General features: G+C 65.9%; 13 protein-coding genes. 4 read left to right on the top strand and 9 right to left on the bottom strand.

The window, feature by feature from the left end; all coding sequences use genetic code 11:
* The first annotated feature begins 80 nt into the window (after window positions 1–80).
* Window positions 81–1,631, top strand: a complete 1,551-nt coding sequence (gene purF, locus ACOCG7_RS14770; protein ID WP_073428591.1) for an amidophosphoribosyltransferase — start codon at window positions 81–83, stop codon at window positions 1,629–1,631.
* 324 nt (window positions 1,632–1,955) lie between these two features.
* Window positions 1,956–3,146 (top strand): O-succinylhomoserine sulfhydrylase, encoded by a 1,191-nt coding sequence (locus ACOCG7_RS14765; protein WP_154874642.1) that lies wholly within the window; start codon window positions 1,956–1,958, stop codon window positions 3,144–3,146.
* Between the two features lie 58 nt (window positions 3,147–3,204).
* Here the strand turns inward: ACOCG7_RS14765 and ACOCG7_RS14760 are convergent, their stop codons facing one another.
* Window positions 3,205–3,990, bottom strand: coding sequence for a helix-turn-helix domain-containing protein (locus ACOCG7_RS14760; protein WP_421376112.1), 786 nt, complete (start codon window positions 3,988–3,990; stop codon window positions 3,205–3,207).
* A 45-nt stretch (window positions 3,991–4,035) separates the two neighbouring features.
* Window positions 4,036–4,377 carry an FKBP-type peptidyl-prolyl cis-trans isomerase gene (locus tag ACOCG7_RS14755; protein WP_027803023.1) on the bottom strand — a complete coding sequence of 114 codons (342 nt, stop codon included), beginning with the start codon at window positions 4,375–4,377 and terminating at the stop codon, window positions 4,036–4,038.
* 185 nt (window positions 4,378–4,562) lie between these two features.
* Here ACOCG7_RS14755 and ACOCG7_RS14750 point away from each other — a divergent pair, with 185 nt between their 5' ends.
* Together ACOCG7_RS14750 and ACOCG7_RS14745 are read left to right on the top strand one after the other, a co-directional pair.
* Entirely contained in the window at window positions 4,563–5,369 is an 807-nt protein-coding gene (locus ACOCG7_RS14750) for a sensor histidine kinase (RefSeq protein ID WP_421376109.1), read from the top strand.
* A 96-nt stretch (window positions 5,370–5,465) separates the two neighbouring features.
* Window positions 5,466–6,809, top strand: a complete 1,344-nt coding sequence (locus ACOCG7_RS14745; RefSeq protein ID WP_073428594.1) for a hemolysin family protein — start codon at window positions 5,466–5,468, stop codon at window positions 6,807–6,809.
* Between the two features lie 24 nt (window positions 6,810–6,833).
* Here ACOCG7_RS14745 and treY read toward each other — a convergent pair whose 3' ends face one another.
* The 7 genes from treY to ACOCG7_RS14710 form a co-directional block, all read right to left on the bottom strand.
* The gene (gene treY / locus ACOCG7_RS14740) at window positions 6,834–9,692 is read right to left on the bottom strand and encodes a malto-oligosyltrehalose synthase (RefSeq protein ID WP_421376106.1); all 2,859 of its coding nucleotides are present in this window, start codon (window positions 9,690–9,692) and stop codon (window positions 6,834–6,836) included.
* On the bottom strand, window positions 9,689–11,905 hold the full coding sequence (gene malQ / locus ACOCG7_RS14735) for a 4-alpha-glucanotransferase (protein ID WP_421376104.1): 2,217 nt from the start codon (window positions 11,903–11,905) through the stop codon (window positions 9,689–9,691). The genes treY and malQ overlap by 4 nt, the downstream gene beginning before the upstream one ends.
* Window positions 11,902–13,821: a malto-oligosyltrehalose trehalohydrolase gene (gene treZ / locus ACOCG7_RS14730; protein ID WP_421376102.1), complete on the bottom strand. Its 1,920-nt coding sequence runs from the start codon at window positions 13,819–13,821 to the stop codon at window positions 11,902–11,904. The genes malQ and treZ overlap by 4 nt, the downstream gene beginning before the upstream one ends.
* Window positions 13,822–13,956: 135 nt before the next feature.
* Window positions 13,957–16,176, bottom strand: a complete 2,220-nt coding sequence (gene glgX, locus ACOCG7_RS14725; protein WP_073428598.1) for a glycogen debranching protein GlgX — start codon at window positions 16,174–16,176, stop codon at window positions 13,957–13,959.
* A gap of 98 nt (window positions 16,177–16,274) precedes the next feature.
* On the bottom strand, window positions 16,275–18,485 hold the full coding sequence (glgB, locus tag ACOCG7_RS14720; RefSeq protein WP_421376100.1) for a 1,4-alpha-glucan branching protein GlgB: 2,211 nt from the start codon (window positions 18,483–18,485) through the stop codon (window positions 16,275–16,277).
* The gene (gene treS, locus ACOCG7_RS14715; RefSeq protein ID WP_421376098.1) at window positions 18,478–21,942 is read right to left on the bottom strand and encodes a maltose alpha-D-glucosyltransferase; all 3,465 of its coding nucleotides are present in this window, start codon (window positions 21,940–21,942) and stop codon (window positions 18,478–18,480) included. Before treS ends, glgB begins: the two co-directional genes overlap by 8 nt.
* Entirely contained in the window at window positions 21,939–25,379 is a 3,441-nt protein-coding gene (locus tag ACOCG7_RS14710) for a maltotransferase domain-containing protein (protein ID WP_421376096.1), read from the bottom strand. Before ACOCG7_RS14710 ends, treS begins: the two co-directional genes overlap by 4 nt.
* Window positions 25,380–25,665: the final 286 nt, after the last annotated feature.

Below are 25,665 nucleotides of genomic sequence, written 5' to 3'. Positions count from 1 at the left end.
CGCATAGCAACGCGCACCATTGCGTAACACCGTGGGCACCCGGCGGCCATGACGAATTTCGTACCTTTGAAGGACATGCCATGTGCGGCATCGTAGGCGTAGTTTCCCATTCTCCGGTCAATCAGCTGATCTATGACAGCCTGCTGCTTTTGCAGCACCGCGGTCAGGACGCCGCCGGCATCGCCACCGCGAACGGTAGCAATTTCCACATGCACAAGGCTAACGGCATGGTGCGCGACGTGTTCCGCACGCGCAACATGCGCAGCCTGCCCGGCACGACCGGTATCGGCCAGGTCCGCTATCCGACCGCCGGTTCCGCGTCGAGCGAAGAAGAAGCCCAGCCGTTCTACGTGAACGCGCCGTTCGGCATCATCCTCGCGCACAACGGCAACCTGACCAACTGGCAGCAACTGAAAGATGAGATGTTCCGCATCGATCGCCGCCACATCAACACCAATTCCGACACCGAAGTGATGCTCAACGTGCTCGCGCACGAATTGCAGCTCTCCAGTTCGGGCCTGCAACTCGATCCGGCCGCGCTGTTCAAGGCGGTCTCGGGCGTGCATCGCCGGGTGCGGGGTTCGTATGCGATCGTCTCGCTGATCGCCGGCTACGGCCTGCTCGGTTTCCGCGACCCGTTCGGCATCCGCCCGCTGTGCCTCGGCAAGCAGGAAACGCCGGAAGGCGTCGAGTGGATTCTGGCTTCGGAATCGGTGGCGATCGAAGGTATCGGCTTCGAGTTCGTCCGCGACATCGCGCCGGGCGAAGCGATCTTTATCGACCTCGACGGCAATCTGCACTCGCAGCAATGCGCGACGAACCCGAGCCTGAACCCGTGCATTTTCGAACTCGTGTACCTCGCGCGTCCCGATTCGGTGCTGGACGGCGTGCCGGTCTACAACGTGCGTCTGCGCATGGGCGACTATCTCGCCGAAAAGATCAAGCGCGAGCTGCCCGACGTCGCGATCGACGTCGTGATGCCGATTCCCGATTCGTCGCGCCCGGCCGCGATGCAGGTCGCGAAGAAGCTGGGCGTCGAATACCGCGAGGGCTTCTTCAAGAACCGCTACGTGGGCCGCACCTTCATCATGCCGGGCCAGGCGGTGCGCAAGAAGTCGGTGCGCCAGAAGCTGAACGCGATGGGCATCGAGTTCAAGGGCAAGAACGTGCTGATCGTCGACGACTCGATCGTGCGCGGCACCACCTCGCATGAAATCGTGCAGATGGCGCGCGATGCCGGCGCGAACAAGGTGATCTTCGCTTCGGCGGCGCCCCCGGTGAAATTCCCGAACGTCTACGGTATCGACATGCCGACCCGTGGCGAACTCGTCGCCCACGGCCGCTCGGACGACGAAGTCGCGCGCATGATCGGCGCCGACCATCTCGTCTATCAGGACGTCGATGCGCTCAAGCAGGCGGTGCGCGACATCAACCCGGCGTTGAAGGAATTCGAAGCGTCCTGCTTCGACGGCAACTACGTGACCGGCGACGTCACCACCGAGTATCTCGATCGCATCGAAACCGCGCGTCTCGCACCGTCCTCGCAATCGGACCGCGACGCCGCGAGCGAAGCGATCGACGGCGGCGGCCCGGCACGTTCGCAACTGCATCTGCAACTGTCGGTGGGTTGAACGGTTGCGCTCGCGGCGCGGCGCGGCATGGCATGGCATGGCATGGCATGGCAGTGGCGCACTGCACGCCGCGCCGCGAGCGTGTTAGCATGACGGCTTGCGTCGATTTGATCTCAGCTTGCGGACGCGGGGCAACCCGAAACAGCTAAAGCGAATGGTGGAAAAGCCGCAGTCATCCGCCTCCGCTCCAGCTTTCCCCGCACATGAAGCCCGCTTATGCCGACGCAAAAGCGGGCTTTTTTGTTGCTGCCGTTCGCGCACCGCTCATTCACCTGAGCCACGCGCGCCGAACGCAGCCACGGAACATTGGAAACCAGAACCAACATGGACGACTCCCTGAACTTCGACACGCTGGCAGTCCGCTCGGGCACTGTGCGCAGCGGCTTCAACGAACATTCGGAAGCGATTTTCCTGACCTCGAGCTTTATGTTCACGAGTGCCGCGGACGCCGCCGAACGCTTCAAGAATTCCGAAGAGAACTACACGTATTCGCGCTTCACGAACCCGACCGTCACGATGTTCCAGGACCGGCTGGCCGCGCTCGAAGGTGGCGAGGCGTGCATGGCCACGGCTTCGGGCATGGCCGCGATCATGTCGGTGGTGATGTCGACGTTGCAGGCGGGCGACCATCTGGTGAGCTCGCAGGCGCTATTCGGCTCGACGCTCGGCATGTTCTCGCAGATCTTCAGCAGGTTCGGCATCACGACCACGTTCGTCGATCCGACCAATCTGGATGCGTGGAAAAATGCCGTGCGTCCCGAAACGAAGATGTTCTTCCTCGAAACGCCGTCGAACCCGTTGACCGAAGTCGCCGACATCGAAGCAATCAGCAAGATTGCGAAAGCGGCGAACGCGCTGTTCGTGGTCGACAACTGCTTCTGCAGCCCAGCGTTGCAGCAGCCGCTGAAGCTCGGCGCGGACGTCGTGATGCATTCGGCCACCAAGTTCCTCGACGGCCAGGGCCGCGTGCTCGGCGGCGCGCTGGTCGGCTCGAAGAAATTCATCATGGAAAAGGTGTTCCCGTTCGTGCGCAGCACCGGGCCGACGCTGTCCGCGTTCAACGCCTGGGTATTGTTGAAGGGCATGGAAACGCTGTCGCTGCGTGTCGAAAAGCAGTCGGCGAATGCGCTCGAAATCGCGCGCTGGCTGGAAACGCATCCCGCCGTGAACCGCGTGTTCCACCCTGGGCTCGAATCGCATCCGCAGCATGCGCTGGCGATGCGTCAGCAGAAGGCGGGCGGCGCGATTCTCTCGTTCGAACTGAAGGGCGACACGCCCGAGCAGATGCGCGCGAACGCCTGGCGCGTGATCGACAACACGAAGATCTGCTCGATCACCGGCAACCTCGGCGACACACGCACGACCATCACGCATCCGGCCACCACCACGCATGCTCGCGTGACGCCGGAAGCGCGCGCGGCCGCGGGCATCAGCGAAGGCTTGATCCGTTTGGCGGTGGGTCTGGAAAACGCCGGCGACATTCGCGGCGATCTGGCGCGCGGCCTGGCAGGTTGATCGAGCGGTTTGAACGCGGGGAGCGGGTCGCCTCAGCCGGCGGCTCGCGCAGTGAAACTCAGTGGCGCAACGCGCGCCACTGACCGGGCGCCAGCCCGAAACGCCGCGTGAATGCGTGCGTATAAGCGCTTTGATCGCCGAAGCCGATTTCCAATGCGATATCGGTCAACGAGAGGCGCGGATCGGAAAGCAGCGTGAGCGACGTATCGAGCCGCAGGCGCTGCAAATAGCGATGCGGCGTTTCGCCGAACGCTTCAATAAAAAGCTGATGAAAGCGCCGCATGCCGAAGCCGCAATGCGCGGCGAGATCGGCGATACGCAGCGGTTCCGATAGATGCGCGCGCAGCCAGCGGTCGATTCGCGCGAAGTCCAGACCGGCGCCAGGTGCAGGGACACCCGCGGCTGTCGTGCCCGCGTCGGCCACCAATGCGGCACCGAGTCGCGCGGCCGCGTCCCAATGAAAGCGCCTGGTATGCAGGTGATCGTCGCCTGTCGCACCCCCGGTGGCGTGCGCCGCGATCCGGTGCACCAGTTGCGTGAGCGACGGGTCCACCGCAACGGCTCGCGCGCGGTCGAACAAACGCTCCGGCACGGCCAGCGAGGCGGCCGGCAAATCCAGCACCAACTGCCGGTTCTCGCCGACGCCCGCATAGTCGTGCCGCGCACCCGCCGGGATCAGCCAGGCGGAGCCGGCGTCGATCTGTTGCGCGACGCCGTCCACCGCCATCACCATCGCGCCGTCGAGCCCGAGCACGACCTGATGAAAGTCGTGCACGTCCGACGCTTCGACCGCGCCGTAGCGGCGCAGCGAAACGCTGGGTGCGGTGACGGCGGCGTGGCCCATCGGCGTGACTCGTTGGCGATGCGCAATTACAAAACAGCGAAAAACTTAAACGCCGAGCAATTCGACTTCGAACACGAGCGTCGCATTCGGCGGAATCACACCGCCCGCGCCGCGCACGCCGTAGCCGAGTTGCGGCGGAATCGTCAGCTTGCGCGTGCCGCCGACCTTCATGCCTTGCACGCCTTCATCCCAGCCCTTGATGACCATGCCGCCGCCGAGCACGAAAGCGAACGGGTCGTTGCGGTCCTTGCTCGAATCGAACTTCTGACCGTCGGTCAGCCAGCCGGTGTAGTGCACGCTGACGGTCTTGCCGGCCACGGCTTCGGCGCCGGTGCCTTCGACGATGTCTTCGTACTTCAGGCCGGATTCGGTTGTTACTGTCGACATAGTCGCTCCTCAGGTCAAAAACGTAAAAACCGACATTGTAGGCGCGTTGGCGCCGCATGCCGAGGATTGCCGCGTGGCATGCCGATTGCGACCAGACTGGCCATCCGGCCAGGCTGGCTGCGCCAGGCCGCATGCCTATAATGGGGCTTCTTCAAACCATTCATGCAACGCCTGAGGGCTCGATCGTGACCACGTCTTACGCCGGCTCCGCCGGCGAACAGCCGGCTCCTTCCGGCTTCGCCGTCTCCGAACGCACTGCCCGCCTTCGTGCGGAAACCGCGCTGTTCATGCGCGATCATGTGCTCTCGCTGGTTTCGCACGACTTGCGCGGTCCGTTGAACGCCATTCATAGCTGGGCCTACGTGCTCGAGCGCAAGCTCGACGCGAACGACGCCAATGCGCAACGCGCCGTCACCGGCATTCGTAACGGCGTGGACCAGCAGGTGAAGCTGCTCGAGACGATCGTCGACGCCGCGCGCGCCGAGACGAAATCGCTGGCGCTCGCATGCGCGCCATTTCCGCTGCATCCGCTGATCGACGAAACCGTGGAAGAGGTCCGCTCGGGATTGGCTCGCGCGCGCGGCGTGGAGGTCAAGGTCGATTCGCAACTCGCCACCGAGCAGCTCAACGGCGACCGCGAGCGACTCGCCGGCGCCTTGTGGGTGATGCTGACCTTCGCGGTCGAAGCAAGCGCGCAGGGCGCCACGGCCGCATTGGCCACACGCGCGGACGCGACGAATTGGCACGCCACCGTCACGTACGACACGAACGCTACCGCGCTGAACGATCCGTCGTTGCCTCATGTGCTCGAAGCCTTTGCGCGCAAGCAGGCGCGCGAGCCGCGCGAAGCCAAGCGGATCGCGTGGGTGCTGGCGCTCTGCAAACGCGTGGCGGAAGCGCACGGCGGCAGCTTCGAGCAAAGCGACGCAACCGAGAGCGCAGCGGCCACGCTCGCGCTGAAGGTGCCGCTAAGCGCGGCCGCAGCGAGGTGAGCGACCGCCGACTGCGGCGCTTTCCCACGCGCCATTGAGGTTTCAACGAGCTTTCACCCTCTATACTGACAACTTTTGTTGCCGGAGCCCCCAGCTTTGATCCAGGTCGTCGCCCTTATCGGTGCGTTGTTGCTCGTTGCCCTCAATGGTTTTTTTGTCGCCGCGGAATTCGGCCTGGTCAAGTTGCGGCAGACGCGGGTGCAAAGCCTCGCCAACCGGCACGGCCTGCGCGGACGGCTGCTGGCAAAAGTTCACGGGCGTCTCGACGCGTATCTGTCCGCCTGCCAGCTCGGCATTACGCTCGCTTCGCTCGGGCTCGGCTGGATCGGCGAGCCGGCGTTCGCCGAACTGCTCATGCCGGTCTTCAGCCTGATCGGCGTGGAGTCGGAAAAGCTGATCCACGGCATCTCGCTGTTCTTCGCGTTCTCGTGCATTTCCTTTCTGCATATCGTGGTGGGCGAACTCGCGCCCAAGTCGCTGGCGATTCGCGAGGCGGAGAAGGTTTCGCTGTGGACCGCCATGCCGCTGTACGGTTTCTACTGGGCGATGTACCCGGCGATCTGGGTGCTCAATAGCAGCGCCAACGCGGTGCTGAAATTCGCGGGACTCGCCGAGGACCACGGTCACGACTCGCACTATTCAACCGACGAACTCAAGCTGATTTTGCGCGGCCGCCGCACCAACGTCGCGAGCGAGCTGGGTTCGCCGGAGGGCGCATACAGTCAGGACGAGTGGAACACCATCGCGCATTCGCTCGATTTCTCGCGCATGACTGTGTCCGACCTGATGCGTCCGGCCTATGAAATGATCGGCTTGCGGCTCGATCTGCCCACGCGCGAAAACATGCACGTCGTGGCGCAGCATCGCTTCAGCCGCTATCCCCTGTTCGAAGACGCATCCGGCGAGCGCGTGGCCGGCATGATCCATCTGAAAGACCTGCTGCTGGCGCGGCACGCGGGCAGCACGCTCGACGACCTCTCCAAGTACGCCCGCCCCGTGCAGTATGTGAAGCCGGAGATGCCGGCGCTCGAACTGTTTCGCCGCTTCCGCAAGGGTGCGCCGCATTTCGCGCTGGTCGGTCACAAGAACTCGAAGCCGATCGGCTTTCTCACGCTCGACAACCTGCTCGGCGCGCTGGTCGGCCAGATTCACGACGAATTCCGTCAGGGCGACGCCGACTGGTCGCGCATGGACGACGGCACGTTGATGGGCAAGGGCAGCTTGCCGGTGGTGTCGCTGGAGCGCGCGCTGGGCATCGATATCGACGAGGGCAAGGCCGAATCGGTCGGCGGCCTCGTGATTCAGGCGCTGAACGATCTGCCGTCTGAAGGGCAGAGAGTGGAGTTCGACCGCTTCGACGTGGTGGTCAAGAAAATGAAGGGACCGCGCATCGTGCTCGTGCGCGTGTACCCGAAAATCTTCGACGACGAAGGCGGCTGAGTCATGAGGCGGTGAACCGCCGCCCTAACTGCGCGGCACGCCATCCTCCACCAGCAGCGCAATCGGCATCGCCGCGAGCGCGTCGCGCAGATACAGCAAGCCGTTCTCTCCCACCTTCGGCGCGGCCGGACTCAGCCAGTCGAACAACGCCCTCGCCGAAAGGTCGGAGGGCACCTCCACCGCCGTATCCTCCCATTTCGCCGGTTCGACCAGCGGCAAATCGCCATCCTCGCCGAGCAGGCCGGCGGCGAGCCGGCTGGCCACCACCACGGCCCACGCGTTGCCATGCCGTCGCGCAAACGCGATCACATGCGACGCATGCGCGCCGCGCACCGCGAGCGGCAGATACGCACTCTGACTCAGCAACTCCGGCAGATGCGCGCGCAGTGCCAGCACGCGCTGCACCACCGCGAGCTTCACGCGTCCATCGCGCCAACCCGGCAGAAATTCGGACGGCGGCGTCTGCGCGAGCCACGCCTCGCGTTTCGCGAAATCGACGGGACGGCGGTTGTCGGGATCGACCAGACTGAAGTCCCACAACTCGGTGCCTTGATAAAGATCGGGGATGCCAGGCGACGCCAGCCGCAAGACCGTCTGCTGCAAGCTGTTGAGCGCACCGGCTCGGCCGATTCGCGCGACGAACCCGGACAACTCCGCGAGGAACCCGTCGCGCCGCTGCGGCGCCAGGATGTCGAACAGAAAATCGCGGCAGCCGGCTTCATATCCTTCGTCGGGCGCGAGCCAGCCGGTTTGCAGCTTCGCCTCGCGCAGCGCCTTCAACTGCCACTGTGCGACGCGCTCGGCCAATGCCTTGATGCCGGCCTCGTCGTCCGGCTGCAGATCGGGCGGCCAGCAGCCCACCAGCGTCTGGTACAGCATCGCCTCGGCGGCGGGGCCGGGCGCCCAGTCATAGCTCATATCCTGGCCGACGCTGCTGACCGGTGTGCCGTCGAGCGCGCGGCGGTGCGGCGCGTTCAACGTGGACCACGCGCGCAAGGTCGAGCCCCAGTCGTGCGCGATCTCGCTCAAGACCGCGAGTCGCGCGCGCACGTCCTCGCCGCGTTTGTGATCGTGCGTGGCGGTGGCGAGCATCGCATGAGGAAAGCGCTGCGAGCGCTCCAGGTTGGCCGCATGAAATTCCTCGACCGACAGCGCGAACTCGCCGGGATCCGCGCCAACTTCATTGCGCGACAACAGACGGCCATAGCGGTAGCACGCCGTGTCCTCGACCGCCTTCGCGGCGACCGGCGCGGTCAATTGCGAAAACAGGATCTGCGCGGTGCGCCGCGCGGAACCCGAGTGACCCGGCGGCCCGCCGTTCTGGCCCTGCTGCGGTTGCGCGCCGGCCCGCGCGGCGGGCGCTTCCTCGGCGCTGCCGCCCAGCCATGCGTTCACGCGATCGAGCGCGACATGGTCCGCGCGCGGCAGCGTCTCTTTCGCGCCGGCGAGCGCCTGCTCGAAATACACGTTGTCGGCGGCGCTGCGCAAACCGTTCTGCGGATAGATGCGATACACCGGAAAATGCACGACCAGTTCGGTCAGCACGCGGCGCAGCGTGGTGAAGGTGAAATCGCGTGTGCTCAGCGAATCGCGGGCGATGCGATGGAGCGCCCGTGCCGCGCGGTCCAGTTCCGCCGACAGGTTTTCGACCAGAATCTTGCGCCGTGCCGCCAGCGCTTCGTCGGCAAAGCGCGGGCTGCGGCCGGTGAGTTCGGCCCACGTTTGCGCGAGCGGTTCCGCGCCGGCCGGATCGTGCAGAAGCGCGCCCACGTCGTTCATGAAGTCATAGCCGGTCGTGCCGTCCACCGGCCAGTCGTCGCGCAAGCGTTCGCCGCGCCCGAGGATCTTTTCGACCACCACATACGGCGCGGTGTCGCGCAGTTCCGTGAGACGTTGCCGCACGCGCTGACAGTACTCGCGCGGCTCGGCCAGGCCGTCGACGTGATCGATCCGCAAGCCGTCCACCACGCCTTCCTGATACAGCCGGAAAACCAGCGCGTGCACCGCGTCGAACACTTCGGGCCGTTCCGCGCGCACGCCGGCCAGCGTCGAGATGTCGAAGAAGCGCCGCCAGTTCACTTCGTCGGAAGCCGTGCGCCACCATGCGAGGCGAAAGTGCTGCCGTTCGATCAGCCGATGCAGGCGGTCGCGCGTGACGGGTTCCTCGGGCGCGTAGGTCTGCAACACGAACTCGAGCGCCGACGTGCCGTTTCGCGCGACGAACTCGCGCAGCATCTCGCGCGCCTCGGCGGCGCGCGGCTGATCGGCGGGCTGGGTGGTCAATCCCTGGAAGCGCTCGGCAAGCGCGCTGAGATCGGCGCGGTCCGCGCTTTGCAGGATCGACGCGTAATCGGTCGGACACACCGGAAACACATGCGGCCCGTAGCCGATATGAAAGCGCCCGCTGTCAGCGGAAAAACGCAACGCGATGCGGCCCGCCGCGAGCTCGTCGCCATACGGCGCGCCGAGCGTCGGCACCAGCACCTTGCCGCGCAAGGCCGGATCGGGCGAATGCCAGTCCACATCGAAATGGCGCGCATACGCGCTGTGGCGGCCCCATTCGAGAATGTCGAGCCACCATGCGTTGCTCGACCCGCCCACGCCCATATGGTTCGGCACGATATCGACGATCAGTCCCATGCCGTGCGCGCGCAGCTTGTCGGCGAGACGCCTGAGGCCCGCTTCGCCGCCGCATTCGGCGTTGACCTGCGTGTAGTCGACGGTGTCGTAGCCGTGCATCGACCCCGGCTCGGCGGTCGTGACGGGCGACGCGTACACGTGGCTGATGCCGAGCGCGGCGAAATAGTCGACGTGCCTCGCGGCATCGTCGAAGGTGAAGCCTCGATGGAACTGGAGGCGCAGCGTGGAGCGTGGGACGGTCATGGCGTATCAGGCTCCGGGGAAGCGCTGGAAGCGTTGGAGGCGCTGGAGGAGGGAACGGTTGCGGCGCCACGCGCGCGGTCCACCGCGAGCAGACGATCGCAGAAGGTGTCGTCCGTGAACAGCGCGTCGACGGGCAAGCTCATGCGGCGGCGCCAGTTCGGATGCTCGTCGATCGAGCCCGGCAGATTCGGCTGCTCGACCTGCGCGAGCAAATCCTCGAGCGGAAACGTGACGAGCGGTCCAGGCGTGGCGGCGACGAACGCGAGCGCTTCGTCCACGGGCGCTTCATCCGGCGGCGGCGCGGCCACGTCGGGCGCGGCCACGCCGGCCTGCTGGAACGCGCGCCACAGCGCGGCGCGGTCGTTCGCGCGATCTTCATGCGCGGCTTGCTCGGGATCGCGGCCGTCGGCGCGCGCCATCGTCTGGCCGATCCGGTTGCGCCACGTGATGTCGCTGCCGCGCCACCAGCCGGCCACGGTCGGCAGATCATGCGTGGTGGTGGTGCCGACCGCGTTGCGGTCCCATTCGCGCGGCGGCTTGAAGCCCTTGCCGTCGTGCCCGCCCTCGAACCACAGCACGCGAATCCCGGCGATGCCGTGCTCGTCGAGCCGTTCGCGAAAGCCGGGCGGCACGGTGCCCAGATCCTCGCCGATCACGATCGCGCGATGCCGCCACGATTCGAGCGCGATGAGGCGCAGCAGATCTTCGAGCGGATAGCGCAGATACGCGCCGTTGCGCGCGCTTTCGCCCTCGGGCACGAGCCATAGGCGGCGCAAACCGAGAATGTGGTCGATGCGGATGCCGCCCGCGTGCGCGAACGCGGCGCGCAGCATATCGATGAAGGCCGAAAAACCTTGCGTGCGCATTGCGCGCGGCGAGAACGTGGTGAGGCCCCACGCCTGCCCGGCCTGATTGAACAGATCGGGCGGCGCGCCCACCGACACCCCTTGCAGCATGTCGTCGCAATACGACCACGCATGGCTGCCGGCGCTATCGCAACCCACGGCGAGATCGGCGATCAGGCCGACGGCCATGCCCGCATCGCGTGCCGCATGCTGGGCGTGCGACAAACCCTTCGCGGCGAGCCATTGCAGAAACAGATGAAAGTCGACTTCATGACGATTCGCTTCGGCGAAGGCCTCGACTTCCGGGCTGCGCGGATCGCGCAACGCCGCAGGCCAGTTGCGCCAATGACCGTTGCCGCCTTCCCGCGCAAGTTGCCACGCTTGCAGCGCTTCGAAACGCGCGTGGTCTTCGAGCGCGCGTCCGGCCCGCTCGCAGAAGCCGTGAAATTCCAGCGCGCGCGGCGCATTCCGCGAGCGTTCGTGCGCGCAGAAATTTTCGTAGAGCGTGCGCAAGACCTTCAGCTTCAGCGTGACGGCGTTCGGCCAGTCGATCAGCGGCAAGGCTTCGAGATTCGACCACGCGTCGCCGGCTCCAGCGGCTTCGAGCGCGGCGCGCGCCGCGTCCGCGCCGAACACGGCAGCGGGATCGATATGCGTGACGTTCAGCCACAAACGCGACGACGGCGAATACGGACTGAAGCGGTTCGGCTCCGCGCTGAACATCGCGTGCGTCGGGCTGACGGCGAGCGCATGCGCGCCGCGCTTCGCGCTGCCGATCGCCAGTTGCGCGAGCGCCGAATAGTCGCCGATGCCGCCATCGCCCGCGCGTCGCAAGCCATATAGCTGCGCGGCGATGCTCCACAGCAGCGGTGTGTGCGCGGCGCTGTCGCCATGCAGCGTGCGCCACGCGTCGGCGATGGTATAGCTGCGCCGCGGCGCCACCGCCAGCGTCACGCGTTGCTCGTTGATCACCAGCGTGTGATAGCCGGGCTCGTCGATCGGCGCGAGCAAGGCTTCCTCGCCTTTGGGCGCCGTGAAGCGGCCGTCGATGATCGAGCCGCTTTCGAGCTCGATCCGATAGTGGCTGCCGGATTTGATCGGCGCGGCGGGAAACGCGATGCCGCGGCCGACCTGCGCGGTCATCAGCGGCGGCAGTTTGCGGCCCGATAACTCGGCTTCCAACGCGGCGGCGCTCTGGCGGATTTGCGTCGCGTTGGCGCACGGCAGACCCATCCGTTCGAGCAGCACCGTGAGCGTGTTCTCGGGCACGTGTTGCGTCTTACGATGCGCATCCTGCCACTCCACCTCGAAGCCGGCGCGCGTGGCGAGCGTCAGGATCGTGTCGCTGGGGCGTCGGGTGCTGTTCACGCGTGGTGCTCCTGTTGGCCGACAACGCGGGCATCGTGGCCGATCGCGTAGTCGCTCACGTCGCCGGTCAGCCATGCGACGAACGCATTCGGCGGCAGTACGTTGACGTCGACCTGTTCGCGCACGCGCGGCGGCGTTTCGAAAATCACCTTGCCGGCGGGCACGTCGTTGAACGGCACGCTCTCCTTCGAAAGATTCAACGCCACCGACAAGGTCTCGCCGTCGCCGAGTTGCCAGCGCGCGACCAGCGCATGGGCGTCGGCGCCGCCTTCGGTGCTCAGCACGGCCGCGCCGAGCGCCTTGCCGTGCCTCAGACGTGGCGTGATCAATTTCGCCCGCACGGTGAGCGCCGATTTGTAGAAGTGCATCCAGTCGAGCCGATCCTTCGCCTCGTCGGTTTGCGCGGGCGGCTGAACGGGCTCCGGCGGCGACGACGCGATGAACGTCTGTTCATCGTTCGGATCGGGAATCTGCTCGCGCCGCCGGGCGTCGCTGAACGCGGAGAAGCGTGCGAATTCGCGGCGCCGTCCTTCGCGCACGGCGTTGGCGAGCTCGCCGGTGTAGTCGGTGAAAAACAGGAACGGCTGCGTGGAGCCGTATTCCTCGTCCATGAAGAGCAGTGGAATGTGCGGCGATAGCAGCAGCAAACCGGTGGCGGCGCGCAATGCGTCGTCCGACGTCAGCTTGCGCAGACGCTCGCCGAATGCGCGGTTGCCGATCTGATCGTGGTTCTGCAGGAACATCACGAACGACGTGGGCGGCAGATGCCTGCTCGATTCGCCGCGCGGCGCGCCGTCGTGCAGCGGCGACGGATCGCCCTGATACGCGAAACCTTCGGACAGCACACGCGCCAGCCGGCGGATCGGCTGATCTTCATACGCGTGGTAATAGCCTTCGGTTTCGCCGGTCAGCAAAACGTGCAGCGTGTTGTGCGCATCGTCGTTCCACTGTGCGCTGAAATGGGTTTCCAGCAGGCTCGCGCTGTTGTGTTCGTTTTCCAGCACCAGATGCACATGCCGGCCATGCTGCACCCGCGCGCGAATGTGGTCGGAGAGTTCGCGCAGCCACGCATGATTGTCGATCGCGTGCACCGCATCGAAACGCAGACCGTCGATGCGATATTCGTTGATCCAGTAGACCGCGTTGTCCGTGAAGAAGTCGCTCACTTCACAGCGCTCGAAATCGATCGCCGGACCCCAGGGCGTATGCGTGCCGTCGCGGAAGAACGAGCGGGCGTATTCGTGCAGATAGTTGCCGTCCGGCCCGAAGTGGTTGTAGACCACGTCGAGAAACACCATCAGGCCGAGACCGTGTGCGGCGTCGATCAGCGCTTTCAGTTCCTCGGGGCGGCCATAGGCGGAATCCGGCGCATAGGGCAGCACGCCGTCATAGCCCCAATTGCGCTTGCCGGGAAAATCGTTCAACGGCATCAACTCGATGGCGCTCACGCCGAGTGCGACGAGCGCCGGCAAGCGCTTCTTCACGCCCGCATAGCCGCCCATCGCGCCGACATGCAACTCGTAGAGCACCGTTTCTTCCCACGGCCGGCCGTGCCAGTCGGCGTGTTCCCAGCGATACGCGCGCGGGTCGATGACCTCGCTCGGCCCATGCACATCGTGCGGCTGAAAGCGCGACGCCGGATCGGGCACCGCATGCTCGCCATCCAGCCGGAAGCGGTACAGCGTGCCCGCGCCGCCGTTGACCGTGGCTTCGAACCAGCCGTTGCCGGTGGGCGCCATGTCGTGCGCGCCGGCCGCCGGTCCGCTCTCGATTTCGACCTGGACGCTCTTGCACGACGGCGCCCAGAAACGGAAGCGGGTGCAGGGATTGGTCCCCGCGGCGCCCACCAACTGAGCGCCGAAGGGCAGACAATGCGCGTGATGATGCGCGTGAGGATCAATCGGGCTTTCTGACATGAGTCGTCACCATTCGGTTTTGCCTGCGTGCCGCGTGTTACCTGTCCGTCGTGTCTCTCCGGGCTCCGGGGGCGGCTCGACGCTGCCGCCTTTTTCACGCCATGCATGCCGTGCCTGTCGCGACGCGCTTGCCGCCTAAGCGGTCGGCGACGTATCGCTGCTGGGCGCATGCGCACCCGGATCGGGCGGCAGCGCGGTCAGCAGCCGCGGCCCATGTTGCGCGCCGGCCTTCCAGCCCGCCTGCCAATCGGCCTCGCCCACCGGTTGCGCGGCCAGCATCACGAGGCTATGCGCGGCCACCTCCACCTCGGGAACCGCCAGTCGATGCGGCGCGCTGTCCGGCTCGGCAGTGTCTAGCAGCACATGCCATTCCAGGTGCGGCGGCGGCGGCGCGAAGCGCAGCGTTTCGTCGCCCGCGTTGAGCATCATCAACAATACTTCGGTTTCGCCGTTCAGGCCCGGGCCCGCGCGCCGCAGCGTGAACGCGCGGCCTTCGGGGTCTTCCCAGGCTTCGATGGTGAGCGGGTCGCCGTTTTCGTCGAACCAGCCGACGTCGAACAGGCCCGGCAACACTTCACGATCGCCGAACAGAAAGCGTGTCTCGCGCAGCAGCGGATGATGCTTGCGCAACGCGATCACGCGCGCGACGAACTCGGTCATCTGACGGCCGTCCGGCGCTTGCGCGCGTTCCCAGTCGATCCATGATAAGTCGTTGTCCTGGCAGTACGCGTTGTTGTTGCCGTTCTGCGTGCGCAAGGATTCGTCGCCGGCCAGCATCATCGGTGTGCCGAGCGCGATCAGCAGCGTGGCGATCAGCGAGCGCGCCACGCGCTTGCGCGTTTCCAGCATCTCGGGATCGTCGGTCGGGCCCTCGACGCCCCAGTTGCGGCTGCAGTTTTCATTGTGACCGTCGTTGTTGTCTTCCTGATTGGCTTCGTTGTGCTTCTGCTCGTAAGCGGTGATGTCGGCCAACGTGAAACCGTCATGCGACGCCACGAAATTGATCGACGCCCACGGTTTTCTGAAGCGCCGGTTGAACAGATCGGCTGAGCCCGTGAGACGCGCGGCGAGATCGGGCCGCAAGCCCGCGTCGCCGCGCCAGAAACGGCGCACGGTGTCGCGGAAACGGTCGTTCCATTCCGCGAAGCCCGGCGGATGGTTGCCGAGCTGATAGCCGCCGGGGCCGATGTCCCACGGTTCGGAAATCAGCTTGCGTTGCGACAGGATCGGGTCCTGGCGCAAGGCGTCGAAGAAACCCGAGCCGGGATCGAAGCCGTGTTGCTCGCGGCCGAGCGTCACGCCGAGATCGAAACGGAAGCCGTCGATATTGAACGCCGTCGACCAGTAGCGCAGCGAATCCATCACCATTTGCAGCACGCGCGGATGCGGCAGATTGAGCGTGTTGCCGCAGCCGGTGTCGTTGATATGGTGGCGCTCGTCGCCGGGAATCAGGCGGTAGTAGCTCGCGTTGTCGAGGCCGCGCCATGAGACGGTGGGCCCCATCGCGTTGCCTTCGCAGGTGTGGTTGTAGACCACGTCGAGAATCACCTCGATGCCGGCCGCGTGCAACTGCCGCACGGCGATGCGCATTTCATCGAGCCGGTGCGTGCTCAGATACGAGGGCTCCGGCGCGAAAAACGCCGCGGTGTTGTAACCCCAGTAGTTGCGCAGCCCGCGCTCCACCAGAAAGCGGTCGTTGAGAAACGCATGCACCGGCAGCAATTCGACGGCGGTCACGCCCAGCTTCAGCAAATGCTCGATGAACTCGGGCGAAGCCAGCGCGGCGAAGGTGCCGCGCTCGTGCTGCCGCAAGTCGGCGCGCAACATCGAGGCGCCCCGCACATGCGTTTCGTAGATCACGGTCTCGCCCCACGGCACGTTCGGGCGCTTGTCGTGCGACCAGTCGAACGCTTCGTCGATCACGACGCACTTGGGCATGGCCGGCGCCGAATCGCGCCGGTCGATGGAAAGGTCGGCGCGATTCGAATGCACGCGATAACCGAACAGCGCATCCGACCAGCGAAACTGCCCGACGAGCTTGCGCGCGTACGGATCGAGCAACAGCTTGTGCGGATTGAAGCGATGCCCGTGCTGCGGTTGATACGGCCCATGCGCGCGAAAACCGTAGGCGGTGCCCGGATGCGCATTCGGCAGATAGCCGTGCCAGATTTCGTCGGTGCATTCGGGCAGCGGGAAGCGGCGGAGTTCCTTGCGGCCGGTCGGCTCGAACAGGCAAAGCTCGATTTTCTGCGCGTTCGCCGAGAACACCGCGAAGTTGACGCCGAGTCCATCCCAATGGGCGCCGAGCGGATAAGGCGAGCCCGGCAACAGCCGGTCGGGCATTGCATGCGACATGTTCCCCTTCCTTGTTCTGATTGATGAGCGCCTATCGTGGTCCTGATGCGACGAGCGCGCGGCCGTTGGCCGCGCGCTCGTCCCTGCAGCACCCGCAATCAATCCGCGCGCAATACGATCGTCGCGAGCGGCGGCAGCGTGAGCGATGCCGAATGCGGCCAGCCGTGGCTCGGCATGGCCTCGGTATGGATCACGCCGCCGTTGCCCATGTTCGAGCCGCCGTACACGCTGGCATCCGTGTTCAGCACCTCCGACCAGCGGCCGCTCTGCGGCATGCCCATCCGGTAACCGAGCCGCGGCACCGGCGTCATGTTGCAGACGACCACGACTTCGCGGCCCGCGCGATCCGTGCGGCGCCACGCGAACACGCTGTTGCCGCTGTCGTCGCCGATCAGCCATTCGAAGCCGCCCGGCTCGCTGTCGAGCAGGTACAGCGCGGGCTCTTCCCGATAGAGCCGGTTGAGATCGCGCACCAGCATCTGCACGCCGTGATGGTTCGGATCGTCGAGCAGATTCCAATGCGGCGACGCGTCGTGATCGAACTCCGCGAACTGGCCGAATTCGCCGCCCATGAACAGCAGCTTCTTGCCCGGATGCGTCCACATGAAGCCGAAGTACGCGCGCAGATTGGCGAAGCGCTGCCACGTATCGCCCGGCATCTTGCCGAGCAGCGAGCCCTTGCCGTGCACCACTTCGTCGTGCGAGAGCGGCAACACGAAGCGCTCGGAATACGCGTACACCATCCCGAAGGTCATGTTGTGGTGATGGTACTGTCGATAGACGGGGTCTTCGGCCATGTAGTGCAGCGTGTCGTGCATCCAGCCCATGTTCCACTTGAACTGGAAGCCGAGCCCGCCGTCTTCCACGCGCGCCGTCACGCCGGGCCAGGCGGTCGATTCCTCGGCGATCGTGATCGCGCCCGGCACACCCGGCACGTAGCCCACTTCGTGATTGAGCCGCTTCAGAAACGCGATCGATTCGAGATTTTCCCGGCCGCCGTAGATGTTCGGCACCCATTCATCGGCGGCGCGCGAATAGTCGCGATACAGCATCGAGGCGACCGCATCCACGCGCAGGCCGTCGACGTGATAGCGCTTGAGCCACGCCAGGCCCGAGGCGATCAGGAACGCGCTCACCTCGTGGCGGCCGAGGTTGTAGATCATCGTGTTCCAGTCCTGGTGATAGCCTTCGCGCGGATCGGCGTGCTCGTAAAGCGGCGTGCCGTCGAAGTCGACGAGACCGTGCGCGTCGTTCGGAAAATGCGCGGGCACCCAGTCGAGAATCACGCCGAGTCCGGCTTCGTGCGCCTTGTTGACGAAGCCGGCGAACTGCTCCGGCTTGCCGAAGCGCGCGGACGGCGCGAATTGCCCGAGCGGCTGATAGCCCCACGAACCGCCGAACGGATGCTCCGCGACCGGCATGAATTCGACGTGCGTGAAGCCCATGCTCTTCACGTAGGGAATCAGCCGCTCGGCGAGCTCTTCCCAGTCGAGGCCGCGCTGACCCTCCTCGGCGATGCGCAGCCACGATTCGGCATGCACTTCGTAGATGGAGATCGGCGCGCGCGGCGTCTGCTTGCCGGCGCGTGACTGAATCCAGTCCTGATCGGTCCACGGAAACTGCTCGACTTCGTCGACGTGCGCGACCACCGAGGCGGTGCCGGGCGGCCTCTCCGTTTGCATCGCGCACGGGTCCGCCTTCAGCGGCAACGGATGGCCGTCGCGAGAGAGCAACTCGTATTTGTAGCGCGTGCCGGCGCCGACCCGCGGCACGAACAACTCCCACACGCCTGCCTGATGGCGCAGCCGCATCGGATGACGGCGGCCGTCCCATGCATTGAAGTCGCCCACCACCGAGACGCGCCGCGCGTTCGGCGCCCACACGGCGAAGCGCACGCCCGGCACGCCGTCGATTTCCATCGGCCGGGAGCCGAGGCATTCGAGCACCGCGTACGGATCGCCGCCGGCGAGACGCCCCAACGGTTCGTCGCCGAGAACCGGGCCGAATGAATACGTGTCCTCGATCTCCTGCACCACGCCGTGCCAGTCGATGCGCAAGCGATACGGCGCCGCCGAGGCGACGCGCCCCGCGAACAGCCCGGGCCGCAATTGCTGGAGTTCGCCGAGCGGCGAACCGTCGGCGCGCGAGATCACGCTGACGTGCGCGGCGTTCGGCAACAGCGCGCGCACCATCGGACCCGCGTCCGTCTGATGCAAGCCTAGCTGCGAGAAAGGATCGGGATGGCGCGCTTCGACGAGCGCGTCGATGTCGAGCGGTTGAAGGCCCACGGCCGGATCGTGCTCACTCATAATCGCCCTCGGCCGGATGAGGCGGTGTGGCGGCGCCAGGCGCCTGGGTTGGGGCGTCGTGCGCGGGCGGTGCGCCGGTGTCGCCGAGCAAACGGCTGGTGAGCGCGGCGAGGCCGCGCACCGGCAAACTGAGCCACGTCGGACGGTTGGCCGCTTCATAGCGGATTTCGTAGGCGGCTTTCTCGATCAGGAACAGATCGAGCAAGGCCTGTTCGGCCTCGGGCGCCACCAGCGGCGTCGGAGCGTTCGCGGCGGCGGCGCGATATTCGTTGAGGAACGCCTCGGTGGCGTGCGCGCGGAAACGGTCGAACAGCGCGCGCTTGCGATCGGCGGTCTGCTGCGGCGCGCTTTCCGTGGTGGACTGCGCCGCCGCGCTCGCATACGACAGCGAGCGCAGCAGGCCGGCGACATCGCGCAACGGACTCGACTTTTGCCGCCGCTCCTCGAGCGAACGCGCGGGCTCGCCTTCGAAATCGATCAGATACGCGTCGCCCTGCGCGACCAGCACCTGGCCCAGGTGGAAGTCGCCGTGAATGCGGATGCGCAGCGCCTGCGCGTCGTCCTGCACGAGTTTGTCGACCGCCTCGACGAGCGCCGCGCGCCGGTCGATCAGGCTTTGCGCCAGCGCCTGGGTTTCGGGGTCCAGCATCTGCGGGATGCGCGGCGCGAGCAGATCGAGCGCGGCGGCGAGCATCGCCTGCGTGCCGTCGATCCAGGCCTTCACCTGTTCGGCGCTGGCGGGCTCCGGCGCGAACGCCGGGTCGTCGGAAGCCGAGGCGAGCGCCACGTGCAACTCGCCGAGCCGCCTGCCGATGATGCCGGTCAACGCGCTGTAGCCTTCCACCAGGATCGCTTCGTTGTCGCGGTCGGGCACTTGCGCTTCCGCGTCGACGGCGACGGCGAGTTCGTCCACCGAGCGGCGCAGGTAGTCGAGCGACCAGTTCCAGGCGTCGCCCTGATTCTCGATAAAGCCTTGCAGGATGGCGAGCGTGTGCGGCACGCCTTCGGGGTCCACGCGCACCACTTCGCCGTACAGCGGCGCGGTGTTCGCGTAGCCGAGCTGGGTCAGGTAGCGGCTGATTTCCGCTTCGGGATGCACGCCGCTCACGAGGCGGCGCACCAGCTTCAGCACCGCGGCATCCGCGATGATCAGCGAACTGTTGCTTTGCTCGGCCGCCAGCCAGCGGATGTCGGGCCGCTCGCCGAGATTGTCGAGTTCGGCGAAACGCTCGGTCGGGATGAACTGGATCTCGCTCTTCTGCACGGTCGGCACGACAGCGCGTTCGCGCAGCTTGCGCAACACGCCGTGCGCGAAGATCGGCAGCGCGAACGCGTCGGTCAGATGGCCGACGTTGCGGCCGCGCCGCACGCGCGCCAACGCCAGTTGAATGAACAGCGGCGTGGTGGTTTCGCCGCCCCACGTGATCGCGATCGGCACCACGTAGCGCTCGGTGTGCTTGCCCACGTCCGCTTCGATTTCGGTGAACGCGAAGCCGCCGTTCGGAATCGTGGTCAACGCGGCGAGGCGCACCGCGTGCATCTTCTGATCCTTCGACGCGAACCAGCGGCGCCGGCTCAGCCATGACGGCAACACTTCGGATTCGAGCAGCCGCACGTTCTCCGGCGTCGGCCCGGCCTGGCCCTCGCGGATCACGATCGTGACGAATTCGGGCAGCGGTTCCGAATGCGCTTGCGCCCACGTCGGACGTTGACCGCCGGGGCACAGCATGAACCACAGGAAGCCATACGGCGGGAAGGTCAGCAGATACGTGAGTTGGCCGATGGCCGGGAACACGGAATCGGCGGTCATTTCGATCGGCACCGCGCCGTTGAATTCCGACAGATCCAGTTCCACCGCTTGCGGCGCGCGCGACAGATTCGCCACGCAGAGAATCGGCGGCTCGTCCGGCAGCTCGCGCAGATACGCGAGTATCTTGCGGTTTTCCGGCTTCAGAAAACGCACCGTGCCGCGTCCGAACGTCTGCTTGGCGCGCCGGGTGGCGAGCATACGCCGGGTCCAGTTGAGCAGCGAATGCGGATCGCGGCTTTGCGCTTCCACGTTCACCGCGTCGAAGCCGTACAGCGAACCCATCACCGGCGGCAGCACCAGTTGCTCGGGATCGGCGCGCGAGAAGCCGCCGTTGCGATCGGACGACCACTGCATCGGCGTGCGAACGCCGTCGCGGTCGCCGAGGTGGATGTTGTCGCCCATGCCGAGTTCGTCGCCGTAATAGATCACGGGCGTGCCCGGCATCGACAGCAGCAGCGAATTGATCAGTTCGATGCGGCGGCGGTCGCGCTCCATCAGCGGGGCGAGACGGCGGCGAATGCCGAGGTTCAGCCGCGCGCGGCGATCGCTCGCATAGGTGTTCCACAAGTAGTCGCGCTCGGAATCCGTGACCATTTCCAGCGTCAGTTCATCGTGATTGCGCAGGAAAATCGCCCACTGGTTCGACGGAGCGAGGTCAGGCGTTTGCCGCATGATGTCGGTGATCGGGAAGCGGTCCTCGCTCGCGATCGACATGTAGATGCGCGGCATCAGCGGGAAGTGGAATGCCATGTGGCATTCGTCTTCTTCGCCGAAGTATTCCTTCACGTCTTCCGGCCATTGGTTGGCTTCGGCGAGCAGCATCCGGTTCGGGTATTCCGCGTCGATGGTCGCGCGGATCTTCTTCAGCACCGAATGCGTTTCGGGCAGGTTTTCGTTGTTGGTGCCTTCGCGTTCGACCAGATACGGCACCGCGTCGAGCCGCAGACCGTCGATGCCCATGTCGAGCCAGAAGCGCATGACCTGCAACACCTCGCGCAGCACGGACGGATTGTCGAAGTTCAGATCGGGCTGGTGCGAATAGAAACGGTGCCAGTAATAAGCGCCCGCCACCGGATCGTGCGTCCAGTTCGACGGCTCCGAATCGATGAAGATGATCCGCGTTTCAAGGTACTTCTGATCGGTGTCCGACCACACGTAGTAGTTGCGATGATTCGAGCCGGGCTTCGCGCGGCGCGCGCGCTGGAACCACGGGTGCTGATCCGAGGTGTGGTTGATCACGAGTTCGGTAATCACGCGGATGCCGCGTGCGTGCGCTTCCTGAATGAAGCGCTTGACGTCGGAGAGCTGTCCGTAATCCGGGTGCACGTTGCGGTAATCCGCGATGTCGTAACCATCGTCGCGTCGCGGCGATGGATAGAACGGCAGCAGCCAGATCGCATTCACGCCGAGTTCGGCGATGTAATCGAGCTTCGCGATCAGGCCCGGAAAATCGCCGACGCCGTCGTTGTTCGCGTCGAAGAACGACTTGATGTGCACCTGATAGATGATCGCGTCCTTGTACCAGAGCGGATCGTCGCTGAGCGCGGCGGGCTTGCCGCGCCGCGACGTCCGCGTTCTGGCCGCGCCGCCGGTGGCCGCGCTCGTATGAGCTTGCGACGTGGTTTGGGCTGGGTCGTCACGCTTCATGTCGCACCTTCCGTTGGGATTGGGTTGCCAGCGTCTGCGTGATAGTCGCTGTCGGCTTCATCCGGCCGGTCGGCGGGCAGGCCGCCGAGCGGCGCGATGCGCCAGATCGAGAACGGCTGGCCCGAGCCGAGCTGGACGTGCTGCCAGCGGCCATGCCATTCGAAGCGCGCGCCGGTCATCTGATCGGTGACTTCCAGCGCGGCGTGCTCGTGCAGGTTCCAGCGCCGGAATGTCTCCCACGACAGTTCGATATCCGCGCCCTGCTCGTTGAGCGGGTCGAGGTTGATCGCGACGACGATCACGTTATCGCGTGCCTCGGTCGCCTTCTCGAAGAACAGCACGTGGTCGTTGTGCGCGGGCAGGAAGGTGAGACCCAGATGCGTTTGCAGCGCCGGATTCGCCCGGCGGATCCGGTTCAACGCGCTGATCTCGCCGACGATGTTGCCCGGCCGGTGCCAGTCCCACGCGCGCAGTTGATACTTCTCGGAGTCGAGATATTCCTCGCTGTTCGGCAGCGCGGCGGCCTCGCACAATTCAAAGCCGCTATACACGCCCCACAGGCCGGCCAACGTCGACGCCAGGGCCGCGCGAATCAGAAAGCCCGTGCGTCCCTGTGACTGCAAATGCCGCGGGTTGATGTCCGGCGTATTGACGAAGAAGTTCGGCCGGTAGGAATCGCGCGCATCGGTTTGCGTCAGCTCGCTCAGGTACTCGATGAAGTCGCGCTTCGACTCGCGCCACGTGAAATACGTGTACGACTGCGAGAAGCCGATCTTGCCGAGCCGGTTCATCATGCGTGGCCGCGTGAAGGCTTCCGCGAGGAAGATCGTGTCGGGGTAGCGCGCGCGCACGTCGTCGATCATCCATTCCCAGAACGGCAGCGGCTTGGTGTGCGGATTGTCGACCCGGAAAATATGCACGCCCGCTTCGATCCAGAACAGGATCACGTCGCGCAGCGCGAGCCACAAGGCGGGCTTGGCGTCGTGTGCATAGAAGTCGGGATTGACGATGTCCTGATACTTCTTCGGCGGATTCTCCGCGTAACGCAGCGTGCCGTCGGGACGCCAGGCGAACCACGTCGGATGCTCCTTGAGCCACGGGTGATCCGGCGAACACTGGATCGCGAAGTCGAGCGCGATTTCGAGGCCGTGCGCGTGCGCGGCGGCGAGCATCTGCTTGAAGTCGTCGAGCGTGCCGAGCTGCGGATGCACGGCGGTGTGCCCGCCTTCGGCCGCGCCGATCGCATACGGGCTGCCCACGTCGCCCGGCTGCGCGTTCAGCGTGTTGTTACGCCCCTTGCGATTCGCGAGACCGATCGGATGAATCGGCGGGAAGTACAACACGTCGAAGTCCATGTCGCGGATGCGCGGCAGTTTCTTCGTGACGTCGGCGAAGGTGCCGTGACGCGATTCGTCGTCGCTCATCGAACGCGGGAAGATCTCGTACCAGCTCGCGAAGCGCGCGGCGGCGCGGTCCGCGTCGATCTTGTAGACCACCGGGTCGCGGCTCAGGAACGGGCGGTGGCGCGCGGCGGTCATCGCTTTCGCCGTGGCCGGCGCGAGAATCAGCGCGAGCTTGGTTTCGACGTCGGCCTTCGTGAACTGCGTGACGATCCGTTCGAGCGGCTCGGTCACCGCGCCTTCCGCCGTTTCCACTTCGGCCAGCACCAGCGCGAACAGATGCGCGGCTTCGTCGAGTTCGAGTTCGACGGTTTGGCCCGCCTTCAGCTTCTTCTCGATGTGCTCGACCAGCGACGCGAAGTCGTCGCGCCACGCGATCACGGTGAACTCGTGACGGCCGAGGCGTTCGAGCGGAATGCGCGCCTTCCAGATATCGAGGCCGGCGGGCTGCGCCGGGGTCATCAGCACTTCGTGCCAGGCGGTTTCGTCGGCGGCGCGCCAGATCACGGCTGCCGCGATCTTGTCGTGACCCTCGGCGAAAATCGCCGCGCTGATTTCGGCGCGCTCGCCCACCGAGCGCTTGGCCGCGAAGCGGCCATGATCGACCGAAGGCGTCACGCTCTCGATCGCCACGCGCGGCGCATTGAGCGCTTCGAGCACGGTCTTGTGGCCGCTGCGCTTGCTGTTCGGCTTGTCGATCGGCGGCGCGAGACAGATCGGCTTTTCGGTTACCGCGCGGAACAGGCGCGCCGCGCCGGGCGCGAGCGTGAAGGGCGTCAAGGTGGCGGGCGTGACGTGGCCGGGCGCGTCGAGCGGCACGAAGCGCGTGAAGTTGCCCGGCACGCCGGCGAGGAAGCGCGCCGGATCGACGCGCACCGGCGCGCCGAGTTCGGGATTGATCGCGATCAGGATCGCCTCGCCGGCATCGCGCAGGTCCGCGTGATCGGCGCGCAGCAGGACGGCCGCGGGCGCGCCGGGTCCGCTGAGCGGGCGCAGTTCGCCGTTGGCTTGCAGCGACGAGGTATTGCGCACGATCTCGTTCAGGCGCGCGATCGGCTCGGCGAGATCGAATTTTTTTGCCTGGCAGGCGAGCGCGTACTGCGAGGCGTCGCCGCGCGTTTGCGACATCGGTTCGGTCACGCCGTATTCGAAGCCCATCGGCATCATCCAGCCGGTGCCGGTCGAGGCCGCCGTCAACAATGCGCGACGGTAGGCGCGCTCGACGATGGCGGCGTCGTGCGCATCGCTGAACTCGGTGGCGAGGCGCGTGCCGTACGGCGCTTCGGGAAACGCGACCGGCCCGGCGATGCGCGCGAGCGCGGCATGCTCCTCGACCATCCAGCTCGAACGAAAGTCCCACCAGCGCACCGACGAGAACACGCTGTCGAAGCCCGCGCCTTCGAGGTCCGGCAGATCGCTGCGCGAGAGGCCCGGCGTCGCGGCGAGAAAACGCACGTTGGGATGCTTCAGGCGCACGGCATCGCCGAGTTGGCGCCAGACGGCGCCAGGCACGCGATGCGGCGAGTCGAAGCGAAAGCCGCCCACGCCGGCGTCGGCCAGCGCGAGCAGTTGCCGCGTCCACCAGTCGGCCAGCGCGGCGCGGCTGCCGGCATCGTTGAAGTTCGCATACGCGACGTTGTCCTCGCGATGCACATGGCGCGGATCGAGCCGCGCCTCGTCAGACTCGAACGGATGGAACCAGTCGGCGTGTTCGGCGTATAGCGCGCCGTCGGCGGCCATCCGGTCGATCACGAGATCGACCAGCAAAGTCAGGCCGTTCTGGCGCGCGGCGTCCGCGAGCGTGCGGATCGCGTCGGCGGCGGCTTGCTGAGTCTCGAACGCCGGATGCAGCCGGGCGTGATTGCCGACCACCTGTCCGTGGCCGGCCTGCCCAGGCTCGAAGAGGCTGCCGATCAGCGCGTGATCGAAGCCCAGCGAGGCCGCGTGAGCGAACCGCGCAGGCCACGCGTCGAGCGGACCAACTAGAAGTGAATGAAAAAAGTAGATCCGCGGCGCGTACCTGTTCGGAGATTCCATCGGTCGTTTCCAGATTCGTCCTGCTGCGGTGTGGATGCAATGGGCATGCGATCACAACGCTCGTTGGGCTTCCAGGGCCGGGTACCGCGCGATGAATGAAGCGTAGGCGCGTATCGGTCAATGTAGTGCAAAGATCGTCACGCCGCTGGCCAAGTGAAGCGCATTTTGACGCCAGGCGTCGGACGCACGGGTGGGCCAGTTCAATGCGCGTAGGCGCAGCAAGGCTTGTGCCAAGCGTGTCGCGAGCGGAACGTGGGATGCGCGAACGTGCGCCCTGTCGGGAAGC

Source organism: Paraburkholderia sp. DD10, assembly GCF_049177125.1.
Lineage (GTDB): Bacteria > Pseudomonadota > Gammaproteobacteria > Burkholderiales > Burkholderiaceae > Paraburkholderia > Paraburkholderia terricola.
Note: the sequence above shows the minus strand (reverse complement) of the source record. Positions and strands in the feature narration are given on the sequence as shown.

What these genes read in the sequence shown, in the direction of transcription:
- purF (WP_073428591.1), top strand. Translation starts at nt 81, where the DNA reads ATGTGCGGCATCGTAGGCGTAGTTTCCCATTCTCCGGTCAATCAGCTG.
- ACOCG7_RS14765 (WP_154874642.1), top strand. Translation starts at nt 1,956, where the DNA reads ATGGACGACTCCCTGAACTTCGACACGCTGGCAGTCCGCTCGGGCACT.
- ACOCG7_RS14760 (WP_421376112.1), bottom strand. Translation starts at nt 3,990, where the DNA reads ATGGGCCACGCCGCCGTCACCGCACCCAGCGTTTCGCTGCGCCGCTAC.
- ACOCG7_RS14755 (WP_027803023.1), bottom strand. Translation starts at nt 4,377, where the DNA reads ATGTCGACAGTAACAACCGAATCCGGCCTGAAGTACGAAGACATCGTC.
- treY (WP_421376106.1), bottom strand. Translation starts at nt 9,692, where the DNA reads ATGACCGTCCCACGCTCCACGCTGCGCCTCCAGTTCCATCGAGGCTTC.
- treZ (WP_421376102.1), bottom strand. Translation starts at nt 13,821, where the DNA reads ATGTCAGAAAGCCCGATTGATCCTCACGCGCATCATCACGCGCATTGT.
- glgX (WP_073428598.1), bottom strand. Translation starts at nt 16,176, where the DNA reads ATGTCGCATGCAATGCCCGACCGGCTGTTGCCGGGCTCGCCTTATCCG.
- glgB (WP_421376100.1), bottom strand. Translation starts at nt 18,485, where the DNA reads ATGAGTGAGCACGATCCGGCCGTGGGCCTTCAACCGCTCGACATCGAC.
- treS (WP_421376098.1), bottom strand. Translation starts at nt 21,942, where the DNA reads ATGAAGCGTGACGACCCAGCCCAAACCACGTCGCAAGCTCATACGAGC.
- ACOCG7_RS14710 (WP_421376096.1), bottom strand. Translation starts at nt 25,379, where the DNA reads ATGGAATCTCCGAACAGGTACGCGCCGCGGATCTACTTTTTTCATTCA.